Here is a 17,077-nt window from a genome sequence, read left to right as displayed (position 1 = left end):
CGAGGAGGAGTTCACCTCCTTCGTTCTTTTATTCAAATGTAACTTTTAGTTTCGAAGCCATGTTTTTGATCTCATCCTGTACATAGGCCTTGAGATCAGTCTCGATGGCTTGCTTGTCAGCATCCGATAGCTTAGTAGTAGCGCTCGCTGGCTTAGGACTGGTCGGTTGTGTCGGCTGTGGCTTAGGCTGATCCGGGATCGGCTTCTGCTCCGTCAGTGCACCGTTGTCATCAAACAGGTACTGCTTGCCGTCGATAGTCTGTGGCCCGGTCACCATCCAAACATTGTCCGGGTCGAAGTAGTACTTCTTGCCGTTGATGGTTTGCCAGCCAGACAGACACCAAGCGTTCGTCGGATCCATGTAGTACCAGCGATCGTTGATCTTTTGCCAGCCAGTTAGAGCGGCACCATAAGCGCCGTTGTGATTGGTGTTGAAGTAGTACCAGTGGTCTTTGATCTTCTGCCAGCCGGCCAACGTGTTGCCGTTAGCGTCGAGATAGTACCATTGGCCACCAATTTTGCGCCAGTCGTTCTTGACCGGCATGCCGTTCTCCAGGTACTGCCAGCTGTTGCCGTTGCCTTGCCAACCATTGCTTGTGGCAGATGGGTTGGCGATCTTCTTCCAGGCGGTGGTGTCGATGTAGAAAATTGACCGGTCCATGTCACCGCCAGTGAACTGCCAGCCGGTTAGAGCCTTGAAGGCTCCAGAGCTGACACTCATGTTCGGCACAGCCCAGCTATTCCAGTTCATGGAGGCATACTTGGCCACCCACACACCGCAATCAGAAGCACAGTTGGCGACCTGGCCAAGAGCTGACTCCTGCACGTAGATGAGTGGCCAGACACCAGTCAGGCGGTGCACCTCGTTGACGAACTGCCGGGCCCATGAGGTATTGCCCCAGCTGGCGTTCTGGTAGGACTCCCAGTCTAAGATAAGGATCCCTTGCCCAACATAGTTCTTGATATTGTTGATGAAGTACTGGGCTTCGCTGACCGGATTGCCACCACCGGCATAGTGGTACAGACCCCGCAGCTTATCCAACTGCCCAGCCAGATCCCACTGATGGTTGCAGCGCGGATTGACGTAGCCTGTACCTTGGGTGGCCTTGACGATAACGCCTTGGGCGTGACTATCACGGATGATGCTATCACTGGAGCCAGAGTACACGTCTACAGTATATAGTGCCATTACTTCTCACCTTCTTCCGCCAGATCATTAGCCCGGTTTGGAGCCGTCTTGATAGCTTCCAGGACCGGGTCTTTTTCGTCATGCTTTGTAATGCTAGTAGTGACCCCATCAGTGCTTGTAGTAACCGTTGATTCGGTATTCTGTTGGCCCGTCAGGGGCGACTTCTCGTACGCAGCTTGAACTGCTGCTTGCACAGCGTGCATGTCGATGTCGATCCCGTGGTTCTCCAGGTAGGCTTGCGTCTGGGTGGAGGCTTCGACGAACTTCTTGTCGCCGTCCTTGTCAGAGCCAACTAGTGAGTTGACGGCCGTCATGGCGACCTGCTCCAGAAGCGTCCAGGCTTCCTTCTGCTGAGTCGTCTTGGCGGTCTTAACTTTGCCTTCTACCCAGGGTTTCCCGATCGCGAGGGCAAAATAAAAGAGCCATACGATGGCTCCCGATTGGATGATCCAGTTAATGATCGTGTTTGCTGTTTTCATTTTTCTTACCTTCCTCGTATTTGAGCTCTTTTTCTTCAGCGCGAGTCAGCTGATCTAATCGCTCGTTCATACGACCAAGCTGCCGTTCCATCTGCCGGTTACTGGTGGTCAGCTCCTCCACCTGCTTCTTGAGCGCCTTGTTGGAGAGCGTCAGCTCTTCGTTGGACTGCTTGAGTGCGCGGACCTGACTCTGCAGGTTGACCACCTGTGTATAGAGTTTGTCCCGCTCTTCGGCTAGTTTTGACTCGCGATTGACCAGCTGACTGCTGTAGTGGGCATAGACCTTCTCGCTCTCCAGATCGTTGCTATCGCGTTTCCCCAGATAGGTGAAGAGTGTCGTCAGTCCACCGCCACCAATGAAGGCACCGATAACTTCCCAGATGTGCTGATTCATGACCGGTCCCTTCTTCCTGTAGCGTAGGCGTCATACAAGACGTGAATGAAAACAAACGCTGACAAGATCGTCCCCAGATGTACTCCTGGGCCAAAGTGCAGGTCCTGAAGCACGAAGGCTACGAAGTACGCCGCCCAACAGGCGCCCAAGAGCAGATTAACTGCATAATGGGCCCATTTGGCGCTAGGGATAAAGCTCACGGCGATTGCAATGACGCCAGCCGTGATGAAGATTGCGACCCAGTAGGGGTCAGCAAAATGGTGGACGGTGTGCATCACTGGACTGTGTGGGTCGTCACGGATCCACGTGTGCTGAAAGAGCATGAAGATGCCCACGACGAAGGTCTCGAAACCGTTAATCGCTTGCTGTGCGTGTCGATGCATCGCCTCGCCCCCTTTCTATAGATAAAGCCCGGCTAGATTACTCTAGTCAGGCTGGTTAATTTTCTTCAGTTACAATCTCGATATAGCTCTTAGATACATCAATCTGAACCGTGCTTGCACTCTGGCAGATGATGTATAAATTCAAGTTTCCACCCGTAAGTTCGGTTTTAGATAGCGTCAGGTCTTGAGTAGACTCGACACCAATTTTCAGCGGAATGTGAATGACCGACCTTTGCCCATCAAAGCAATCGGGCTCGTTAACTTGAGAGGCGATTTCGCCTCCATTCTTTTTTATTATTTAATGTCTTGTGTCTGTTCTTCTAGCGCTTTAAGGCTATTTGACCCCTACGTCTTCTAGTGCTGGTGTCCATGGAGTAGCTACACTACCTTCTTCTAGTTTGTACCCAGCTATATAAATTGTTATACCGTCTTTGTTAGAGGAGGCACGTGGCACAGCTTTCCACGCAGGCCCGGGTCACGGTTAAATTTTGAAAGGAGAATTTCCATCTCCTTACCTTCTATTTTGCATTTACCAGCAGGGTTCCGTCCTGCTGGCTTTCTACTTTAATATCATGTGCGACAAAGGTTTGTTCTGCCTCACCGTCAAGAACTGGCATTGATGGGCCTTGGAATGGGTCGAACCAGTAGTCTATATGCTTGCCTTCACCGTACTTTGGATCATCAGGTCCCTTCAGTAACGGAGTTGGCCACTGGTTGTATTGGTTGAGTAGCACTAGAAACTGATTGGGTAAAACCACCAACAGTAGATTCACCTGTCGTGCTACCACCTTAAGAATTTAATTTCTTTTCAAAAAGATGAATCATATCCTTAATAGATAAACTACCAGTTGTATTAAAATAACTACGACTTTTATCAGCTAATGTCTTCATCTTTGAATCTAAATCTGTTCCTGTATACCCACCTGTTTGACCGCCAGAAGAAGACCCACTCAAAGCTGCAATCATATCGTCAATTGAATATTTATTGGTAGTTTTAAAATACGTTCTATAAGCATCAGCTAAGCATGTATAAGCACCTGCAATATCAGAAAATTGGTCATTTAAAGATACCTTAGTTGTTCCAGTTGTTATAGTAACAAGACATTTAGTCATGGTCGGAGTTGTACTTCCTGTGTTAGGCCCATACACATCAATATATATATTATCCCAGTCCTGAGTAGTTAGACCATTCCAAGTTATTCTACTTCCACTAATTTTAATATCAGAATTCGGTAGCACTTGATCATGGCCGTTGCTATCTTCGCCTTCAACATAACTAATACCAGTTATTTCAAAAGGAAATTCAAATATAATATTAACCGATGTCCCCTTGCTAATGGCTGATTGTAAATATAGAAATCCCCAATAATCCGGAGGATTATCGCTAGGGTAATAATGAACAATAGCATTATACGTGTTCGTTTGCATATGTTATCCACCTTTATATAAAAACTTTAAAATCACCATTTACCATTAAGAATTGCGTCTTCGATCCACTGCTTGATAGCGTCTTGGTCGGCTTGAGTCCAGTAGTCCTGTCCACGTACCGGGCTTTTACCATCTTTACCGGCCGGGCCACGAGCTGGTACGCCTAAATCAATGTCGCTGGGTAAGTTTTTATCAGCCATATGACTACCGCCTTAATTAATAGAGTCGTCAGGATTAACCAGTTTAACGTGCCAATTGCCGTCATCGGCGATGTATGGCTGGTAAGTGAAGCCGGTAGCCCCACGCTCACCTTGTGGGCCCTGCTTACCTTCAGCACCAGCCTGGCCTTGGTCACCCTTAGGGCCTTGTGGGCCTTGATCACCCTTCATACCTTGGGCACCAGACATATCCGTGACCAGCTTGATAGAGTCACCGGCACGAACATAGAGTTTGGCGTTGTCCGGATCAGTAGTTGGGTCAGTGGCTGAGCTTGCAATGATGCAGAAATCGCCGTCGGTCAGGTCGGTTGCGAATCCAGCGTTCATAGCAGCGACGCTTGGGTAGGTCTTCGTGATTGAGAAGCCCTTACCTGCTGGGCCTTGTTCACCTTGTGGGCCGCGATCGCCTTGCTGTCCCCGTGGGCCTTCTGGCCCTTGGGCCCCATCTTTACCGGCAGGGCCTTGGGGACCCGTTGCCCCAGTTTCACCTTTGGGTCCTCGTGCAAGTACGCCCAAATCAATATCAGTTTGAAGTGCCATGTTTCTTGTCCTCCTTTAATCTAATGTGCCAGTGGCCGTCTTCAGCAACATATGGTTCCCACGTGTCGCCCTTTTCTCCTTTCGGGATTGAATAATTGACGGTAACCACTGATCCATCCTCACTAGTAATCATTTCCACTGTTGCCGGTTGGCCGGGTTCGGCCGTTACCGTCTTGCCCACTGTGAAGCGCGGGGCTTCAAAGGAACCAGTACTGAACTTCTTGGCCAGGTCGTCGAATCGCTTCTCAAACTGGTCGAGAGTCAGTGAACTGATGGTGCCTTGTGGCAGATCCATCGTGTTTTCCAGGACCCGGAACTTGAGCACCCGGTCAGATGGGAAGATCGCATGGATCGCGTCATTGACTGTCTCCCAGATTTCTAGCCGGTAGACACCAGCTGGCACGTCCGCGATCTGGTCAGAATCGAACTGCACCAGGCTTCCCTGTACGATCTTCATGTCAACCTTCTTGATCAGGCTCTCTTCAGTCGCTAGGGTAGCCGTGTATGTGCAACGGTCGTCCGGCATGGCTGCCACGTCATCCTGGATCAGGCTGAAACGATACCGCTGTACCCCTTCAGTGCGCTTCTGGATAAGCGTGTCAATCACTTGTACATCATTCATCCGATCACCCCTTAACCGGCCGTGCTAGCAGCAGGTTGGGCACTAGACGCCGATGCACTGCTAGTTGGTGCTACAGGGGTGGTGCTCCCAGCCGAGCTAGCACTTGAAGCAGGGGTGTCGCTCTTAGCCGGCTGATCCGACTTCTGCCCAGACGTTAATGCTTTGACCTGGTCGGACAGTTCCTTGACTGTCTTCTGAAGGTCGGCAATCGTTTGCTTCTCCGTGTCATTAACTGCCGACGGAATACCAAACGTTGCGATGTAGGTCCCGTTCTCAGCTTTGCTGATTGTGGCAGTTGGTTCGGCGTCCGCCGCTAAGCGAGTCGCTTTGATGCTGGAGAATTCCGGAGCCACACCCGTTGCGCCTTGTGGGCCCGACAGATCTGCCTTGAGAGCAAAGACTGTGCCATCAAAGAAGTAAAGTTTCCCGTTATCTTCGTCGTTGACGTCTGAAGAAATCATGACGTAATCGCCGGTGACTAGCCCGTCACCTTTACTATCATTCATCTCTTTGATCGACTTGTAGGTCTTAGCTAGATGGAAGTCCTTACCAGCTGGGCCAGTTGGCCCCGTTGGGATTCCAAATGTGAAGTCGAAGTTGGACAGGTCCGTGCTGGCCTGAACGGAGACAGTAGCTGAAGCACCAGGTTGCAAAGTATCCGTCTTGGCAATGTTGAAGATCGGCTGGATAGCACTCTTTCCGTCTTTGCCGGGTTGCCCTTGCTGACCGGCCGGGATCCCGAAGTCGATAACATACGTGTTCGGGTCCGTTGCGTCCGGTGTCAATGTGTAGGTTGGCTGGACACTAGGATCAAGCTTGGTGACCGTACCGGCTTTCAGCTTTGGCGTCTGGCCATCCTTACCAGGGACCCCCGTCTTGAAGGCGTTGATCTTCTGCAGCAACTCGTCGTAGACCGCTTGGATGGTCTTGGTTGAGATGTTGGTGATGTCACTGACGTGCATGGTGTTCTCGTCAATCGTGAAGAAGACGAATCCATCCGACGGGTAGACGCTGACCTTCTGAGTGGTCTTGTCAGTCAACCAAAGTTCAACGGCATAGGTGGCTGGCTCCAGGCTCGTCAGGTCAGACGTGTGCAGCTGGGCCAGCTTGCCGGTGGTGTCGACATAGCCGGGCGCACTGGCTTCGTAGTCACCCGGCTTTTCCTTGTCGTTCGTGGCCAGGGCCAGGTGGAAGGTCAGCACGGAGTCAGCGAAGTCAGGCACGTTGCCGTCCGTTCGGGCGTCGAAGGTCATTACTGCATCGGTATCGCCGAACTTCCACTGGCTCCAGTTGCCGTCTTGTAAAGTAAGACTACGCATATCCTTCTCCTTTCTGTGTGGCAAAGCCGCCCAAAACAAAAGCCCACAGGGACGACCTGCAGGCTCATGATAATTGTACTGTTAACTTTCAGTGGCGACTCAGTGACGTACTAGCTAGGCTTGAGCAGTTGCTTCTTCCTTAGCTGGCGTGACGATCTTGGCTTCATCTTCGGCACTCAGCATGCCGGCGAGTACGAAGTTGTCCATGTCGGCCTTAGTGAAGAGACCCATTTCGTAGTAACTCTTGTAGATATCAAACATTATTGGTTATCTCCTTCCAGTGATTGTGACGTGCTTAATGACTCGCTCAGCGATGTGCTGGCGCTCAGTGAAGTACTTAGTGATTCACTTGTACTCTCGCTTGGCTGCGGATCCGGTGCTGCTAGCTGCTTGACCTGGATCTTCAGGGCCGCGATATCCTTCATAGCATCAGCGTTAACCTTCGCTTGGGTAGCCTTGTCGAGCTTGTCCTGAGCGACTTGCTTCATCAGGGAAGCATTGAGCTTGTCCTGAGTGGCATTAGTGATCGACAGCTGGGCGACCTGCTTCATAAAGCCAACGTTGAGCTTAGCTTGGCTCTGGTCGGTCTTCATGTCGGCCACTTCCTTCATCAGGGAAGCCATAGCTCGTTGCCGCAAGTCCGGCCGTACTTTCTCAGCACGCGGATTGACCCACTGATCATCAGGCGTTCCGATCCAGCGTTGCTTATCTGCTACGAAGTAAAACGGCCAGTTTAGGCCATCTTCTGGTCGAATGAAGGTTTCACCAGCCTTGACGACGTGATTGGCGGGGACTAGATCAGTCCCTGTGTATATGCCATTTTGGGCCACATCGTAGTACCAAATCTGTACCTCGTTATTATTCATCCAGTTCACCTCCTAGACGTTATGAAGCTCCCAGCGTGGGCCCATGATCATCAAGTTGAGCAAGCCTTGATAAGTGCTACTGTTGTTGATCCCATTCAAGGGTGCCGCAACGCTCGACCAGAGACCTAAAGCCTGGCCCTGACTAGGGTCGGGCTGTACACCAGCGATAACCCGGCCATATCCTTTAGTAGCCGCATCGCCGTCCCCAGCCATCATCATCGTGCCATAGATAGTATGATTGGTTAGATCAAGGTACTGCGTTAGAGGATTGGTGGTGAAATTAATAAAGAACGTATTCCCGGGGACCTTAATCCAGCCAAAGTAGCGGACGATATAAACTGTATCGTTATAAGTAAGATCCATAGTAATCCAGCCAGTAGCTCCGTTAATTAGCGTCGGGTGCAAGCCCTTGTAGTGCCAGCCGGCAGCATCAACAGATTTGCGCAGATCGCTCATGCTGCCATTGAGCTGATTACTCAACGAACTCATCTTGCTATCAAGTTTGGCCGATTCCTGTGCGATCTGGTCATTGATCAACTTGATGGTGTCGGGCTTGTTAAGGATTTGGTTCCGAGCGATCAAGTCGGTGTAAGCACCAACCGTCGTCTTCATGCTCTCAATCTGATTGAGCAACTGTTGGGCGTTCATCTCCCGGATAGCCTGATTGATCTTCTTCTTCAGCGCTTCCAGATCACCGTCGAAGGCGTGAATATTGATTCCCATCTCGACGTTGTTTGGCAACACTTGTAGGTCCAGGTCGACCGATGAGATGTCAGACCCCTTCTGGTCCTGTAACTTAAAGAAGGCGTGTTGCCACTTCCCTTCTACTTGGAAGATCCCCTTAGGGAAGTAGAAGGTGATCATACCCATTTGGATGTCACCATCGTCACCAGCGTCAAACCGGCCAGCATCAACAAACGGCGTATTGTTTGGGTCGTCACCTTCAAAGCGCAGTTTTTTATTAGTCATATCGATCGGCCGGGTGCCAAACTTGATCCACAATTTGCAGTAAGCCTCAGCATCACCCACACGGCCACGGAAGTAGTCGCTAAGGTTGGCGAAGGTTTGCACCGGTTTGGCGATGTCAATGACCAGATAATCTCTGATTGCCATTTTCTATCTCCTTTCTACATGTGGAAAATCTTTAAAATTTCCAGCATCTCATTAATTTTGTTTTGAATTGCTGACCAGTCTCGACTGATGACGTCTTGGTACTTGGCGTCGATCAACAATCTCGTTGGGCTGGCCAGGCTAAGATACTCAACCTCTTCACCAGTCTTGAAGTTAACGAGGTCGTTAGTGCGGAATACGCTGACGGCCTCATTTGTTTCTTGTTCAATTTGGTTTAGCACGTGGACGACATAGAGCCAACTGGCCCGGTTAAACATCGCGCTTGGGTTCTTATAGGTCGCCTTGAGCGACGTGTAGGTGTCATCGCCCATGAGCTTGCTCAGCTTCCGATAGATGGAATTGAGCCCGCCCAAGCTGATTGTGTAGTTTGATCGGGTAACAGTGTTGATCTTCGTCCAATCGTCCAGCTTCTGGAGCGTGATCGAGTCAACGTTGCTGACCGGTTCAGTGTTGTGCTCCACCACTTGATTGAGAAACGATCCATGCCGCATATTGATGTCGGACACGACCCGCTGTTGGCCCGTCCAGCTACCAAGATTGTCAACTTTGCAAGACTGAACCACCATGTGTCCAGAATCCTGAACGCCCGGGACCTCGCCATTAATGAAATCCATATAGAAGTAGAGGGTGTCGCCAACTTGTAAAGTTGCCTCACCCTCGTACCAATCAGTACCAGTCTGCTTCCATTTTCCGCCTTCATTAGTCCAATCAATCCCTGGATGCTGAATGTTTGTTTTAACTTCCGTAAACGGCCCTAAATAGCTATCTGACTCATACATCCAGTAGCCATCAATCCAAAGATAGTATTTACCATTGTGCGTCCAGATATGGGGGTCAATCCCGCCATCTTCGTCAACCTGTTGCCAAGTATTAGTAGTAGTACCCATTTCAGGATCAAAATCAGCAACATAGACGTGGCGCGAACCGTTGTTTGCACACCAGATAACGTGCCAGTTGCCGTTAAGATCAGTAAAGAATTCAGGTGCCCAAATGTCTTTATAGCCGTCCCTCTTGAGAAATGAGACATCAAGTTCTTCAAAAGTTTGGAAGTCTTTCGTTCGGTACATAAAAGTTGTCCCAACCAAGTAGTACCAGTCATCGTAGACAGCTATGTTGCCGTCCCGGACATAGTTTCCAAGTTGTGGTAAGTGAGCGATTAAGTCCCAATGAATCGCGTCATTGGATCCACAAAGGCAAGCAATTGCCCGCCACAAATCGTTTGCATTCTCACCAGCCGGGTCAAAACCAAAGTAAAGATACTTGTAATGCTTCATCTTATCAATGATGCTGTCACTGTCATTGGATCCGCTCAGGTATGGCTTAATTGCCGCCGCTAAGCGTTTAGCCATCTCCGCCATAACTGTGTTAGTTGGGTGGCCCCATCCGTTGTCACCGGTGGCTTCCATACGATTAGCATAAGTGATCAATGGATCAGATCGCCAATCGTAATATCCCCAGCCATTGTCGGACGCGTACTGCTTCAAAAAGTTGATCACGTCGTTCTGGCTAATCCCCTTGTTGTTCTTATCATCAAGGCTTGTTGAGTTGAGCCCGAACTGCTCCATCGGCAGTTCATAGAAGACCTTGGCATTGGGATTCTCGCCTTGGAGTTTCTGCTTAAAGAAGTCTAGCCCGTGACGCATATCGTCAAGCGACTCGTCTTGGTATCCCCAGTCATTGGTACCGTAACCAAGCATCACCAAGTCATAGCCTGACATATCAGTAGTTCCAACAAGCTGTTCAAGGCTTTGGCCGCCAGAATGAATCCGAGTCCCATCAACCGCCAAATTGGTGACCGTTGCGCCAAGTATCTCCCCTATCTGCCGAGGAACTGTTTCTGTAACTCGTTCTTTGCCGTTCCATCCGGCCATAATCGAGTCACCGAAGACTAAGATACTTGCCATACGATCACTTCTTCTTATTTGCCTTCAGTGCTTCTAGCTGAGCGCTTAGTTCTTCGTTCTTAACTTGTAAGTCGGCGATCTGAATGTCTTTGATGGCCAGCTCGTTGGCCAGCTTAGCTTCACGTTTATTAATTTCCATTGGTTGATTCCTCCTTCTTCTGCAGTTGTGCAACTTGGATCTTGAGCGTGGCTACATCCTTCATCATTGCTGCTGTCATCGTTTGCTGCGCAGTTGGTTTGAGCTTCATATCTTTCTCGGCACCTATGATATTGACCTTAGACGGATCGCCGCCATTCTCTTCAGTGAGAGACTTTTGCACCTTTATAGCTTCGGCCATAAAGGCTTGCTGACTATTTTTAAGTGCAGTCGCGTCGACATCTTGTGAGATTGGTTTGCCATTATCGTCATAACCAGCGATCACATCATGCGTCATCACATTTGGTGTTGAACCGTCACCTTCCAGTGCAACTCGCATTGCGGCGAAAACGTTTCCATTGCTGTCTTTTACATCATCACTTAGTAGTACTGTTTTTTTCACGCTACCATCCCCATTGGAAGTCCTTGGTATTGAATTGGTTTTGAGTAGGCCAGAATGCTTGACCATACGAGTCGAAGAGTGTCACCTTCGATGATCTTGGAAAAGCAATCCCACCCATTGGGCCTTGATTGTTAACAATTGCAGGGTATCTTTCTCCATTATCCCAGTTAGAAAAAGACACCCAGCCGGTCCGAAGGCCATTATCGGTTACTCCATATGGTTTAATGTAAACCACTGTATGGATGTTGAGGCCCTCTTCCCAGCCGTTAATTTTTTTATTAACATAGGCAATTGCAATTTGTTTGTCATCGCTGCCAACTGTTCCGGTTACATCGCTCCCGATGGCCAGAAATCCACCTGGGCTCGTTGGGCCAAGTTGGCTACTATAGTCCGTTGGGACCCTAATGATCAGACCGGATGGCTTAGTAACTTGATCTGTAGTACCGGTCCAATCGTGAAGAACTCCCGGAGTTATTTGGAGAAAACGATAGTCATTATTGGCCTCGTTGTCCTCGCGATGGTTAATAAATTTAAGCCCTGAAGAACTCAAATTCAGTGAAAAACCAGTTTTACCGCCATCAGAATCAGTAGATAGTGCTGAAGCTATATTTATACCACCATTACCAAGAGTAATTGTGTTTCCATTATCATCCTGCATCGGAACGGAAATGTGGCCGGCTGTAATTTTGTCTCCATTTAAATTGGTGATTGCAGCGTCTGGGATAAAGGCTTTCCCGCTGAACATCGTTGAATCTGCGTCTAGGTAAAGTTTACCTTTGCCGTCGTCAACACTGATCAGTGTTGGCCCACCAGCTTCTTGATTGATCTGGCTGATTACATCGCCCTTGGCTACCCGCAGACTGATGCTATTGCTCAGCATATCGATCTTGCTCTGGACGTCATCACCGGCAACCAAGCGAAGGTTAGATACGCTGATGCTTCCCTTGAAGCCGTCACAACGCAAGCAGAGCTGAGTCGCTTGGCTATTTTGCCATGAGTCGTCAGCTACGGTGATCACCTTATAGTAGTGCTCCTTCTTGAAGCCGTCAGTGTGGACGCTTCCCGAATTGATGTCACCCCATGGAATCCAGGGGTCGCTGTTGAACTGTGGAAGCAGGCTGACTGATCCAGTGGCTACGTAATCAAAGCTCAGCGTGACCTTCGTACCGGCAGTGACCGTGTTGATATCGTGCAGGTTGGCGATCGGTAGCCATTCGTTTTCCTTACCCGTCCAAGTCTGGAGGTCGGGAATGTCCGTGCACAGCGACTTGCCCTGTAGCTGGAGCTGAATGGCATCCGATAGCTGGGTGATCTTCGATGACCCGTCCGCGTTGAGCACGGCGGAAGTCACCCCGTCGATTGACTTGGTGACCGACTGCATGGCATCAACGATCGTCTTACCGTCTGCCGTAGTGGTGGCTTGGGTGATGGTCTGGCTGATGTGGTCGGCTTCTTGCTGGATCCGTGACTGGACGTCAGTAGTTTTAGCATAGCCGGCCTGATCGACGTGATCCGTGACTCGCTTGGTGACCGTGTTCGTGATTGAGTCAGGAAGCGTCTTGATCGTTGCTTCTTGGCTCGTAACCCGGTTATTGAGCAGGTCCACATCGGTCTGCTTAGCCGCTAGTGCAATTGCGTCGGCGTTGGTCTTGATGTCGGCTGCTTGGGTCTTGGACGTCTTGTTGAGGGCATCAATGCTCTTCTTGACTGACCCGATGTCGATCCCGTCGGACAGCTGCTTGATCTGCGTCTTAAACTGCTCCGACAGGCCGTTGGTCTTGTCGGTGATGTCCTTCTCGACCTGGGTCATGATGCTCTTCGACGTGGCTTCCATTGCCGCCGATGTAGCGGTAGTGATCTTGCCGCTGGTGTCGCTCTCCACTTGCGTCAGCTTGGCTGAGAGCTTGTCAGCCGCCGCCGATACCTGCAATGCTTGGCTAGAGGCGTTGGTGGCGGTTAAGGCCGCACCAGATGCCGTCACTGTTGCTTGCAAAGCTTGACTGTTGGCGTTAGATGCAGTGATTGCCGCTCCGGACGCAGTAAGCACCGCCTTAGCGGCGTCGCCTTTGGCATCACTAGCGGCGATTGAAGCTTCACTCGCCGTCTGCATGGCGACTGTGACGTTGCTCTTGGCATCGCTGGCCACCACGCTAGCCGCACTGGCTGTCTGTGTAGCAACAATGGCGTTGGACTTGGCGTCCATTGCGATTGCCTGCATACTGCCTTGAGCCGCCTTGAGCGTTGAGATAGCGTTGCTAGTTGACCGGCTTTGCAGCTCGATGGAGTTGTTGGTCTTAATGATTGCCGCCGAGTTGGCAGCAACCTGCACCTTAACGTCATCAACAGCCGCTGTAGCGCTCTTGACCGCCTCAGCCACGTCAGAAGACATCTGCTTAGAGGCCTGATCAACGGCGGCTTGGGCAGCTGAAACACTGCTCTGAGCCTCACTGACAGCAGCACTGATTGCTGACTGCTGATTAGCCACATCTGCCGCCGCTGACTGGGCGTCTTTCATTGCTTGGGCCGCGTCTGAGCGGATCTCGGCGTTGGCTTCAGCCATTGCCTTGATCGCGTCGGAGTTGGCCTTGCTGTTCTCAACCGCAGTGTCAGCGCGTTTGACCGCGTCGTTAGCAGCTGAGATGGCTTTGGGGATCTCAGCAGTGGCCGAGTCAACTTCCTTCTTCACGCGATCCTTAGCGCCTTTCTCCCAGATGTTATCGATGTCATCCGAGTCGAAGTTGATGCCGTCAAATGACAGGAAGACATGGAAGTCCACCCCATTGTTTGGCGATGTTCCCAAGCCAAACAGACCCTTGTACTCTGGTCGCGTGTCCCAGCCCATCTTACCGATGACCGGCTGGATGTAGGCTGTACTACTAGTTGGCTCAGTTGGCTGTATTTCTGGGAACTCACTGCTTGGAGTTGTTTGATCCGCCACTGCTATTCACCCCTTTCATCATATCTGACATGCTCTTAACCTGGTTTGGTGAAAAACGCAGATTAGCCCAATGGTCTTCTTGCCGGGCTCCCAGAGCTCCGTAGTAGTCTAATGAACTAGCGCTCGTGTTGATGTCTTTAATGTCCTGACGAATAGCTTCATTGACATCCTTGAGTGCCAGGCCGGTATTGTTGAAGGTGACCGTCTTCTCACCATTGGGATCGAAGTAGTCATCATTGCCTTCATAACCGACTAGTGTAACGTCCGTATCAAGCCGACGTTCTGGGACAATCAAATGCACAACTTGGCCCAGTTCTGCATCGCCACGATAGCCGCTGATCGTCAACGTCGTGTTGGGATCATGCTGGACCGTGTTCCATGTGTAGGTCTTCAAGGCATCCATGTCGTAGATGCTGTCGACTGTAAGAATCTGGCCACGATGACGGCCGTACTTTTTGATGCTGTCCTGGTCTTCAAAGTGATAGACCAGTGAGTAGTACACTTCACTAGTGGTTGACGTTGTTGTATCGCCACTACTATCCGTCGGTGTACTACCACCAGCGGTCCCGTTCTTGATCGCCGCCAGCGGGTCTAGCCAAGTGCCATCATTGCTAAAAGCGTGGGCAAAGGCCCCTGGAATTGAAGCACGGGTGATCCCGACGTGCAGGTGGTTCGTAGTCCGGTAGCCGATCACATCGCCAGTCTTGACGACGTCACCGACGTTAACTGTGATGTTACCAGCAGACCCGAAGGCTTCCTGATATTCCACATTCAAGCCAGAGCTATCCTGGATCACGCAGTACCAGTTGATACCACCGTTGCCCCAGGCACGGCTGATCGTGCACCGGCCGCCATGAATAGCGTGTACTTGGCTGCCAGGGTGATCAATGGACCCGAAGTCCAGACCATCGTGGAAGCTATTCTGCCGATAGCCACCGTCGTAGCCGAAGAGCTGAGCTTGCATGAAATGGCCTTCCCCGCTTGGAAATGGCCAACCCCATGAGTTGTCCGACTGCTGGATAGTGATAGTGGCCTTACTGATTGGCGCCCCATGTGGGGACCAGCCAGAATTACCAGCAATCTGCTGCCGCCAATTCGGGATATTCATCATAGCAATAAGCTGATCCAGCCCCTTCATGATGTTCGTGTATGGTGGCCGGCAATAGTAGTTGAAGGTGTTGTCGATGAACTGAAGCAGTCCCTTTGAAGGGTGACCAGCCGCCGCGTTGCTATCCCAATTGTTGACCACAGTCTCGCGGCCGCCAGACTCAACCCTGATCCGGTTCTTGATGTTTGCGATGTCACCACTAGATAGCTTTTCACCGACCAGCGAAGCAGCATTCTGCATGACGGGTGTCCAGTCACCATTAACCGGCTCAGTAACCCCGTTGGTCTGTCCACCAGCGCCAAGCACAGACGTGATGTCCTTCTCCATCTTGCCGCCGTAGACCCAGCAGTCATTGACCAGATCGTTGGCGTCCGACTGAATGTCAACGCCGGTCATATCGTGCAGGTAGTAAAGTGTCTTACCAGTGGGCTTTTTGAAATGTGCAAGGTCGTAGACTTCGATAACGTTATAGCGTGGCACCCAGTACCCGCCAAACAATTTGAGATTGTTACCCAGCCACTCATATAAAGACCCAGTGCACTCAACGGCAGCTTGTGGGAAGTCCCCATGTAGCTCGTACTTGAGCCCTGCACTATTTCCGCTGAAGAAATGGTCCAGCCGGTTCTGTAGCGTATACGTCTGCTGCTCGTCGGTTCGCTTGACCACTACACCCGGCTGTGGGTCACCACTATCGCCAGTGTCGCTACTGGAGCCACCACTGGTTTCAGGATTGCTTTCAGTCGGCGGGGTCGTGTCAATGCGGATGCTTTTCATTGCATCAATCGTCCAATGATTGGCGGTAACTTGAAGAGTAGCCATGCCGTTTTCATCGTTCAGGCTTTCAATCTGCTGAATCACGTAGTATTCATCGTTATAGAGCACTTCACGCTTCTCCTGGGCCAGATTGTATACAGCTGCATACTGCTTGGTGTAGGTCAGCGTAAAGCTGATCTCATAAGCGGTGCTGACCTGCATGTTGACCTTGAAGGACTTGTTAAGATCCTGCCAGTCAATTCGTTCACCATGATCACCGATAACTCCTGTCAGTTGGTCAGTGACCATCACATAATTGTGCGCTGTCATGATAACCACCATTCCGGAAAGTCGAAACTGATCGTGCCACTGAAATTTTCGATCTGGAAGCTATTACTACCGATCTGCAGTGTGATGACACCACGGTCGGTGAACATGTCATCTGGCTTGCCGTCAAGTGTTGGCCGGATTCCGTCAATGATATATGTTCCGCTAAAGGCTGAGCCTTTCATCGGCTTATTGTCAGAAGCTCCGACAGTCCCCTTACGGGTGAAAACGTCGCCAGTCGTCTGATTGGTAATCTTCATGTTGCCGCTAGACGACCCTTGCAAAGTTATCTTGAGAGGGTGCCCGCGACGCTCAGGGTCAATCATCACATCGCCAGGATTGTAGACTGTGAAGCTGCTTGTTGTGAACGTGTAGTGGAGCTTCTGCATTGGCAGATTATTGCCCCACCCTAACGCGTTCTCGTAGTTGAGTGACGTGTCCAGGCTGCGGCTTAGCCCAATTAGATCGGTCAAGGTGACCTCACAGGTCCAGATCCGCTGGCCAGCAAAAGTTGGTGCTGCTAGCTTGGCCTTCACATAGTACATACGTTGCGGCCAATTTGAGAAGCAGATCCAGTAGGCTTTTCGTGAAATCAGGAATCTCTGTAGCGCGTCATAAGCCAGCATTGCGTCTGCTTCATTGATCCCGTTAAAGAGGAATTCCATCTTAAGCTCACGAGTACCATACGATGTTGACAGCAGGCGTGAACCATCCATCAAACCAACTTTTCGGAGATTGTCTGATGGATTGGCTGGCTGAACGTCTGGAGCCTTGTAGCAATAGACGCCCTCAAGGTCCGGCTCGTCGAATGCACTATGCCAAGACTTACCATCAGTTGAGATTGAAAATTCAATCGGGTCAAAAGCTAACTGATTCTGATATTCGCCAAATCGGTAAGCATGTGGTTTATCTTTTCGCTGAGAAAAAACTTGGAGCATC

19 protein-coding genes are annotated in these 17,077 nt (G+C 50.6%); all 19 read right to left on the bottom strand.

All coding sequences use genetic code 11. The annotated features are described in order from the left end of the window. Positions 1-28 precede the first annotated feature (28 nt). A complete protein-coding gene (locus tag LKE23_RS10890) occupies positions 29-1,189 on the bottom strand; it encodes a GH25 family lysozyme (protein WP_291977377.1) in 1,161 nt (386 codons plus the stop codon). Further along, the gene (locus LKE23_RS10885; protein WP_291977375.1) at positions 1,189-1,668 is read right to left on the bottom strand and encodes a phage holin, LLH family; all 480 of its coding nucleotides are present in this window, start codon (positions 1,666-1,668) and stop codon (positions 1,189-1,191) included. Before LKE23_RS10885 ends, LKE23_RS10890 begins: the two co-directional genes overlap by 1 nt. Beyond that, positions 1,643-2,062, bottom strand: coding sequence for a hypothetical protein (locus LKE23_RS10880; RefSeq protein ID WP_291977374.1), 420 nt, complete (start codon positions 2,060-2,062; stop codon positions 1,643-1,645). Before LKE23_RS10880 ends, LKE23_RS10885 begins: the two co-directional genes overlap by 26 nt. Then, on the bottom strand, positions 2,059-2,445 hold the full coding sequence (locus tag LKE23_RS10875; RefSeq protein WP_291977372.1) for a hypothetical protein: 387 nt from the start codon (positions 2,443-2,445) through the stop codon (positions 2,059-2,061). Before LKE23_RS10875 ends, LKE23_RS10880 begins: the two co-directional genes overlap by 4 nt. A 518-nt stretch (positions 2,446-2,963) precedes the next feature. Further along, complete coding sequence (locus LKE23_RS10870; protein WP_291977371.1) at positions 2,964-3,218, bottom strand: hypothetical protein; 255 nt, start codon at positions 3,216-3,218, stop codon at positions 2,964-2,966. A 16-nt stretch (positions 3,219-3,234) separates the two neighbouring features. Further along, entirely contained in the window at positions 3,235-3,873 is a 639-nt protein-coding gene (locus LKE23_RS10865; RefSeq protein WP_291977370.1) for a hypothetical protein, read from the bottom strand. Positions 3,874-3,905: 32 nt separating this feature from the next. Then, positions 3,906-4,073, bottom strand: a complete 168-nt coding sequence (locus LKE23_RS10860; RefSeq protein WP_291977369.1) for a hypothetical protein — start codon at positions 4,071-4,073, stop codon at positions 3,906-3,908. A 12-nt stretch (positions 4,074-4,085) separates the two neighbouring features. Continuing rightward, positions 4,086-4,631 (bottom strand): collagen-like protein, encoded by a 546-nt coding sequence (locus LKE23_RS10855; protein WP_291977368.1) that lies wholly within the window; start codon positions 4,629-4,631, stop codon positions 4,086-4,088. Further along, a complete protein-coding gene (locus tag LKE23_RS10850; protein WP_291977364.1) occupies positions 4,615-5,253 on the bottom strand; it encodes a hypothetical protein in 639 nt (212 codons plus the stop codon). The genes LKE23_RS10855 and LKE23_RS10850 overlap by 17 nt, the downstream gene beginning before the upstream one ends. An 11-nt stretch (positions 5,254-5,264) precedes the next feature. After that, positions 5,265-6,572 carry a hypothetical protein gene (locus tag LKE23_RS10845; RefSeq protein ID WP_291977363.1) on the bottom strand — a complete coding sequence of 436 codons (1,308 nt, stop codon included), beginning with the start codon at positions 6,570-6,572 and terminating at the stop codon, positions 5,265-5,267. A 114-nt stretch (positions 6,573-6,686) separates the two neighbouring features. Beyond that, entirely contained in the window at positions 6,687-6,833 is a 147-nt protein-coding gene (locus LKE23_RS10840; RefSeq protein ID WP_291977362.1) for an XkdX family protein, read from the bottom strand. Next, on the bottom strand, positions 6,833-7,438 hold the full coding sequence (locus LKE23_RS10835; RefSeq protein WP_291977361.1) for a hypothetical protein: 606 nt from the start codon (positions 7,436-7,438) through the stop codon (positions 6,833-6,835). The genes LKE23_RS10840 and LKE23_RS10835 overlap by 1 nt, the downstream gene beginning before the upstream one ends. 12 nt (positions 7,439-7,450) lie before the next feature. Beyond that, entirely contained in the window at positions 7,451-8,551 is a 1,101-nt protein-coding gene (locus tag LKE23_RS10830; protein ID WP_291977360.1) for a BppU family phage baseplate upper protein, read from the bottom strand. A gap of 14 nt (positions 8,552-8,565) precedes the next feature. Beyond that, positions 8,566-10,473 carry a GDSL-type esterase/lipase family protein gene (locus LKE23_RS10825; RefSeq protein WP_291977359.1) on the bottom strand — a complete coding sequence of 636 codons (1,908 nt, stop codon included), beginning with the start codon at positions 10,471-10,473 and terminating at the stop codon, positions 8,566-8,568. Between the two features lie 4 nt (positions 10,474-10,477). Continuing rightward, positions 10,478-10,612, bottom strand: a complete 135-nt coding sequence (locus LKE23_RS10820) for a hypothetical protein (protein WP_291977357.1) — start codon at positions 10,610-10,612, stop codon at positions 10,478-10,480. Continuing rightward, positions 10,602-11,012, bottom strand: coding sequence for a hypothetical protein (locus LKE23_RS10815; protein WP_291977356.1), 411 nt, complete (start codon positions 11,010-11,012; stop codon positions 10,602-10,604). The genes LKE23_RS10820 and LKE23_RS10815 overlap by 11 nt, the downstream gene beginning before the upstream one ends. 1 nt (position 11,013) lies before the next feature. After that, positions 11,014-13,950 (bottom strand): hypothetical protein, encoded by a 2,937-nt coding sequence (locus tag LKE23_RS10810; protein ID WP_291977355.1) that lies wholly within the window; start codon positions 13,948-13,950, stop codon positions 11,014-11,016. Beyond that, complete coding sequence (locus LKE23_RS10805) at positions 13,922-16,141, bottom strand: phage tail protein (RefSeq protein ID WP_291977353.1); 2,220 nt, start codon at positions 16,139-16,141, stop codon at positions 13,922-13,924. The genes LKE23_RS10810 and LKE23_RS10805 overlap by 29 nt, the downstream gene beginning before the upstream one ends. Beyond that, positions 16,138-17,076: a phage tail domain-containing protein gene (locus LKE23_RS10800; protein ID WP_291977352.1), complete on the bottom strand. Its 939-nt coding sequence runs from the start codon at positions 17,074-17,076 to the stop codon at positions 16,138-16,140. Before LKE23_RS10800 ends, LKE23_RS10805 begins: the two co-directional genes overlap by 4 nt. Position 17,077: the final 1 nt, after the last annotated feature.

Source organism: Limosilactobacillus sp. (assembly GCF_022482365.1).
Lineage (GTDB): Bacteria > Bacillota > Bacilli > Lactobacillales > Lactobacillaceae > Limosilactobacillus.
This window is presented reverse-complemented; position numbering and strand designations above follow the sequence as displayed.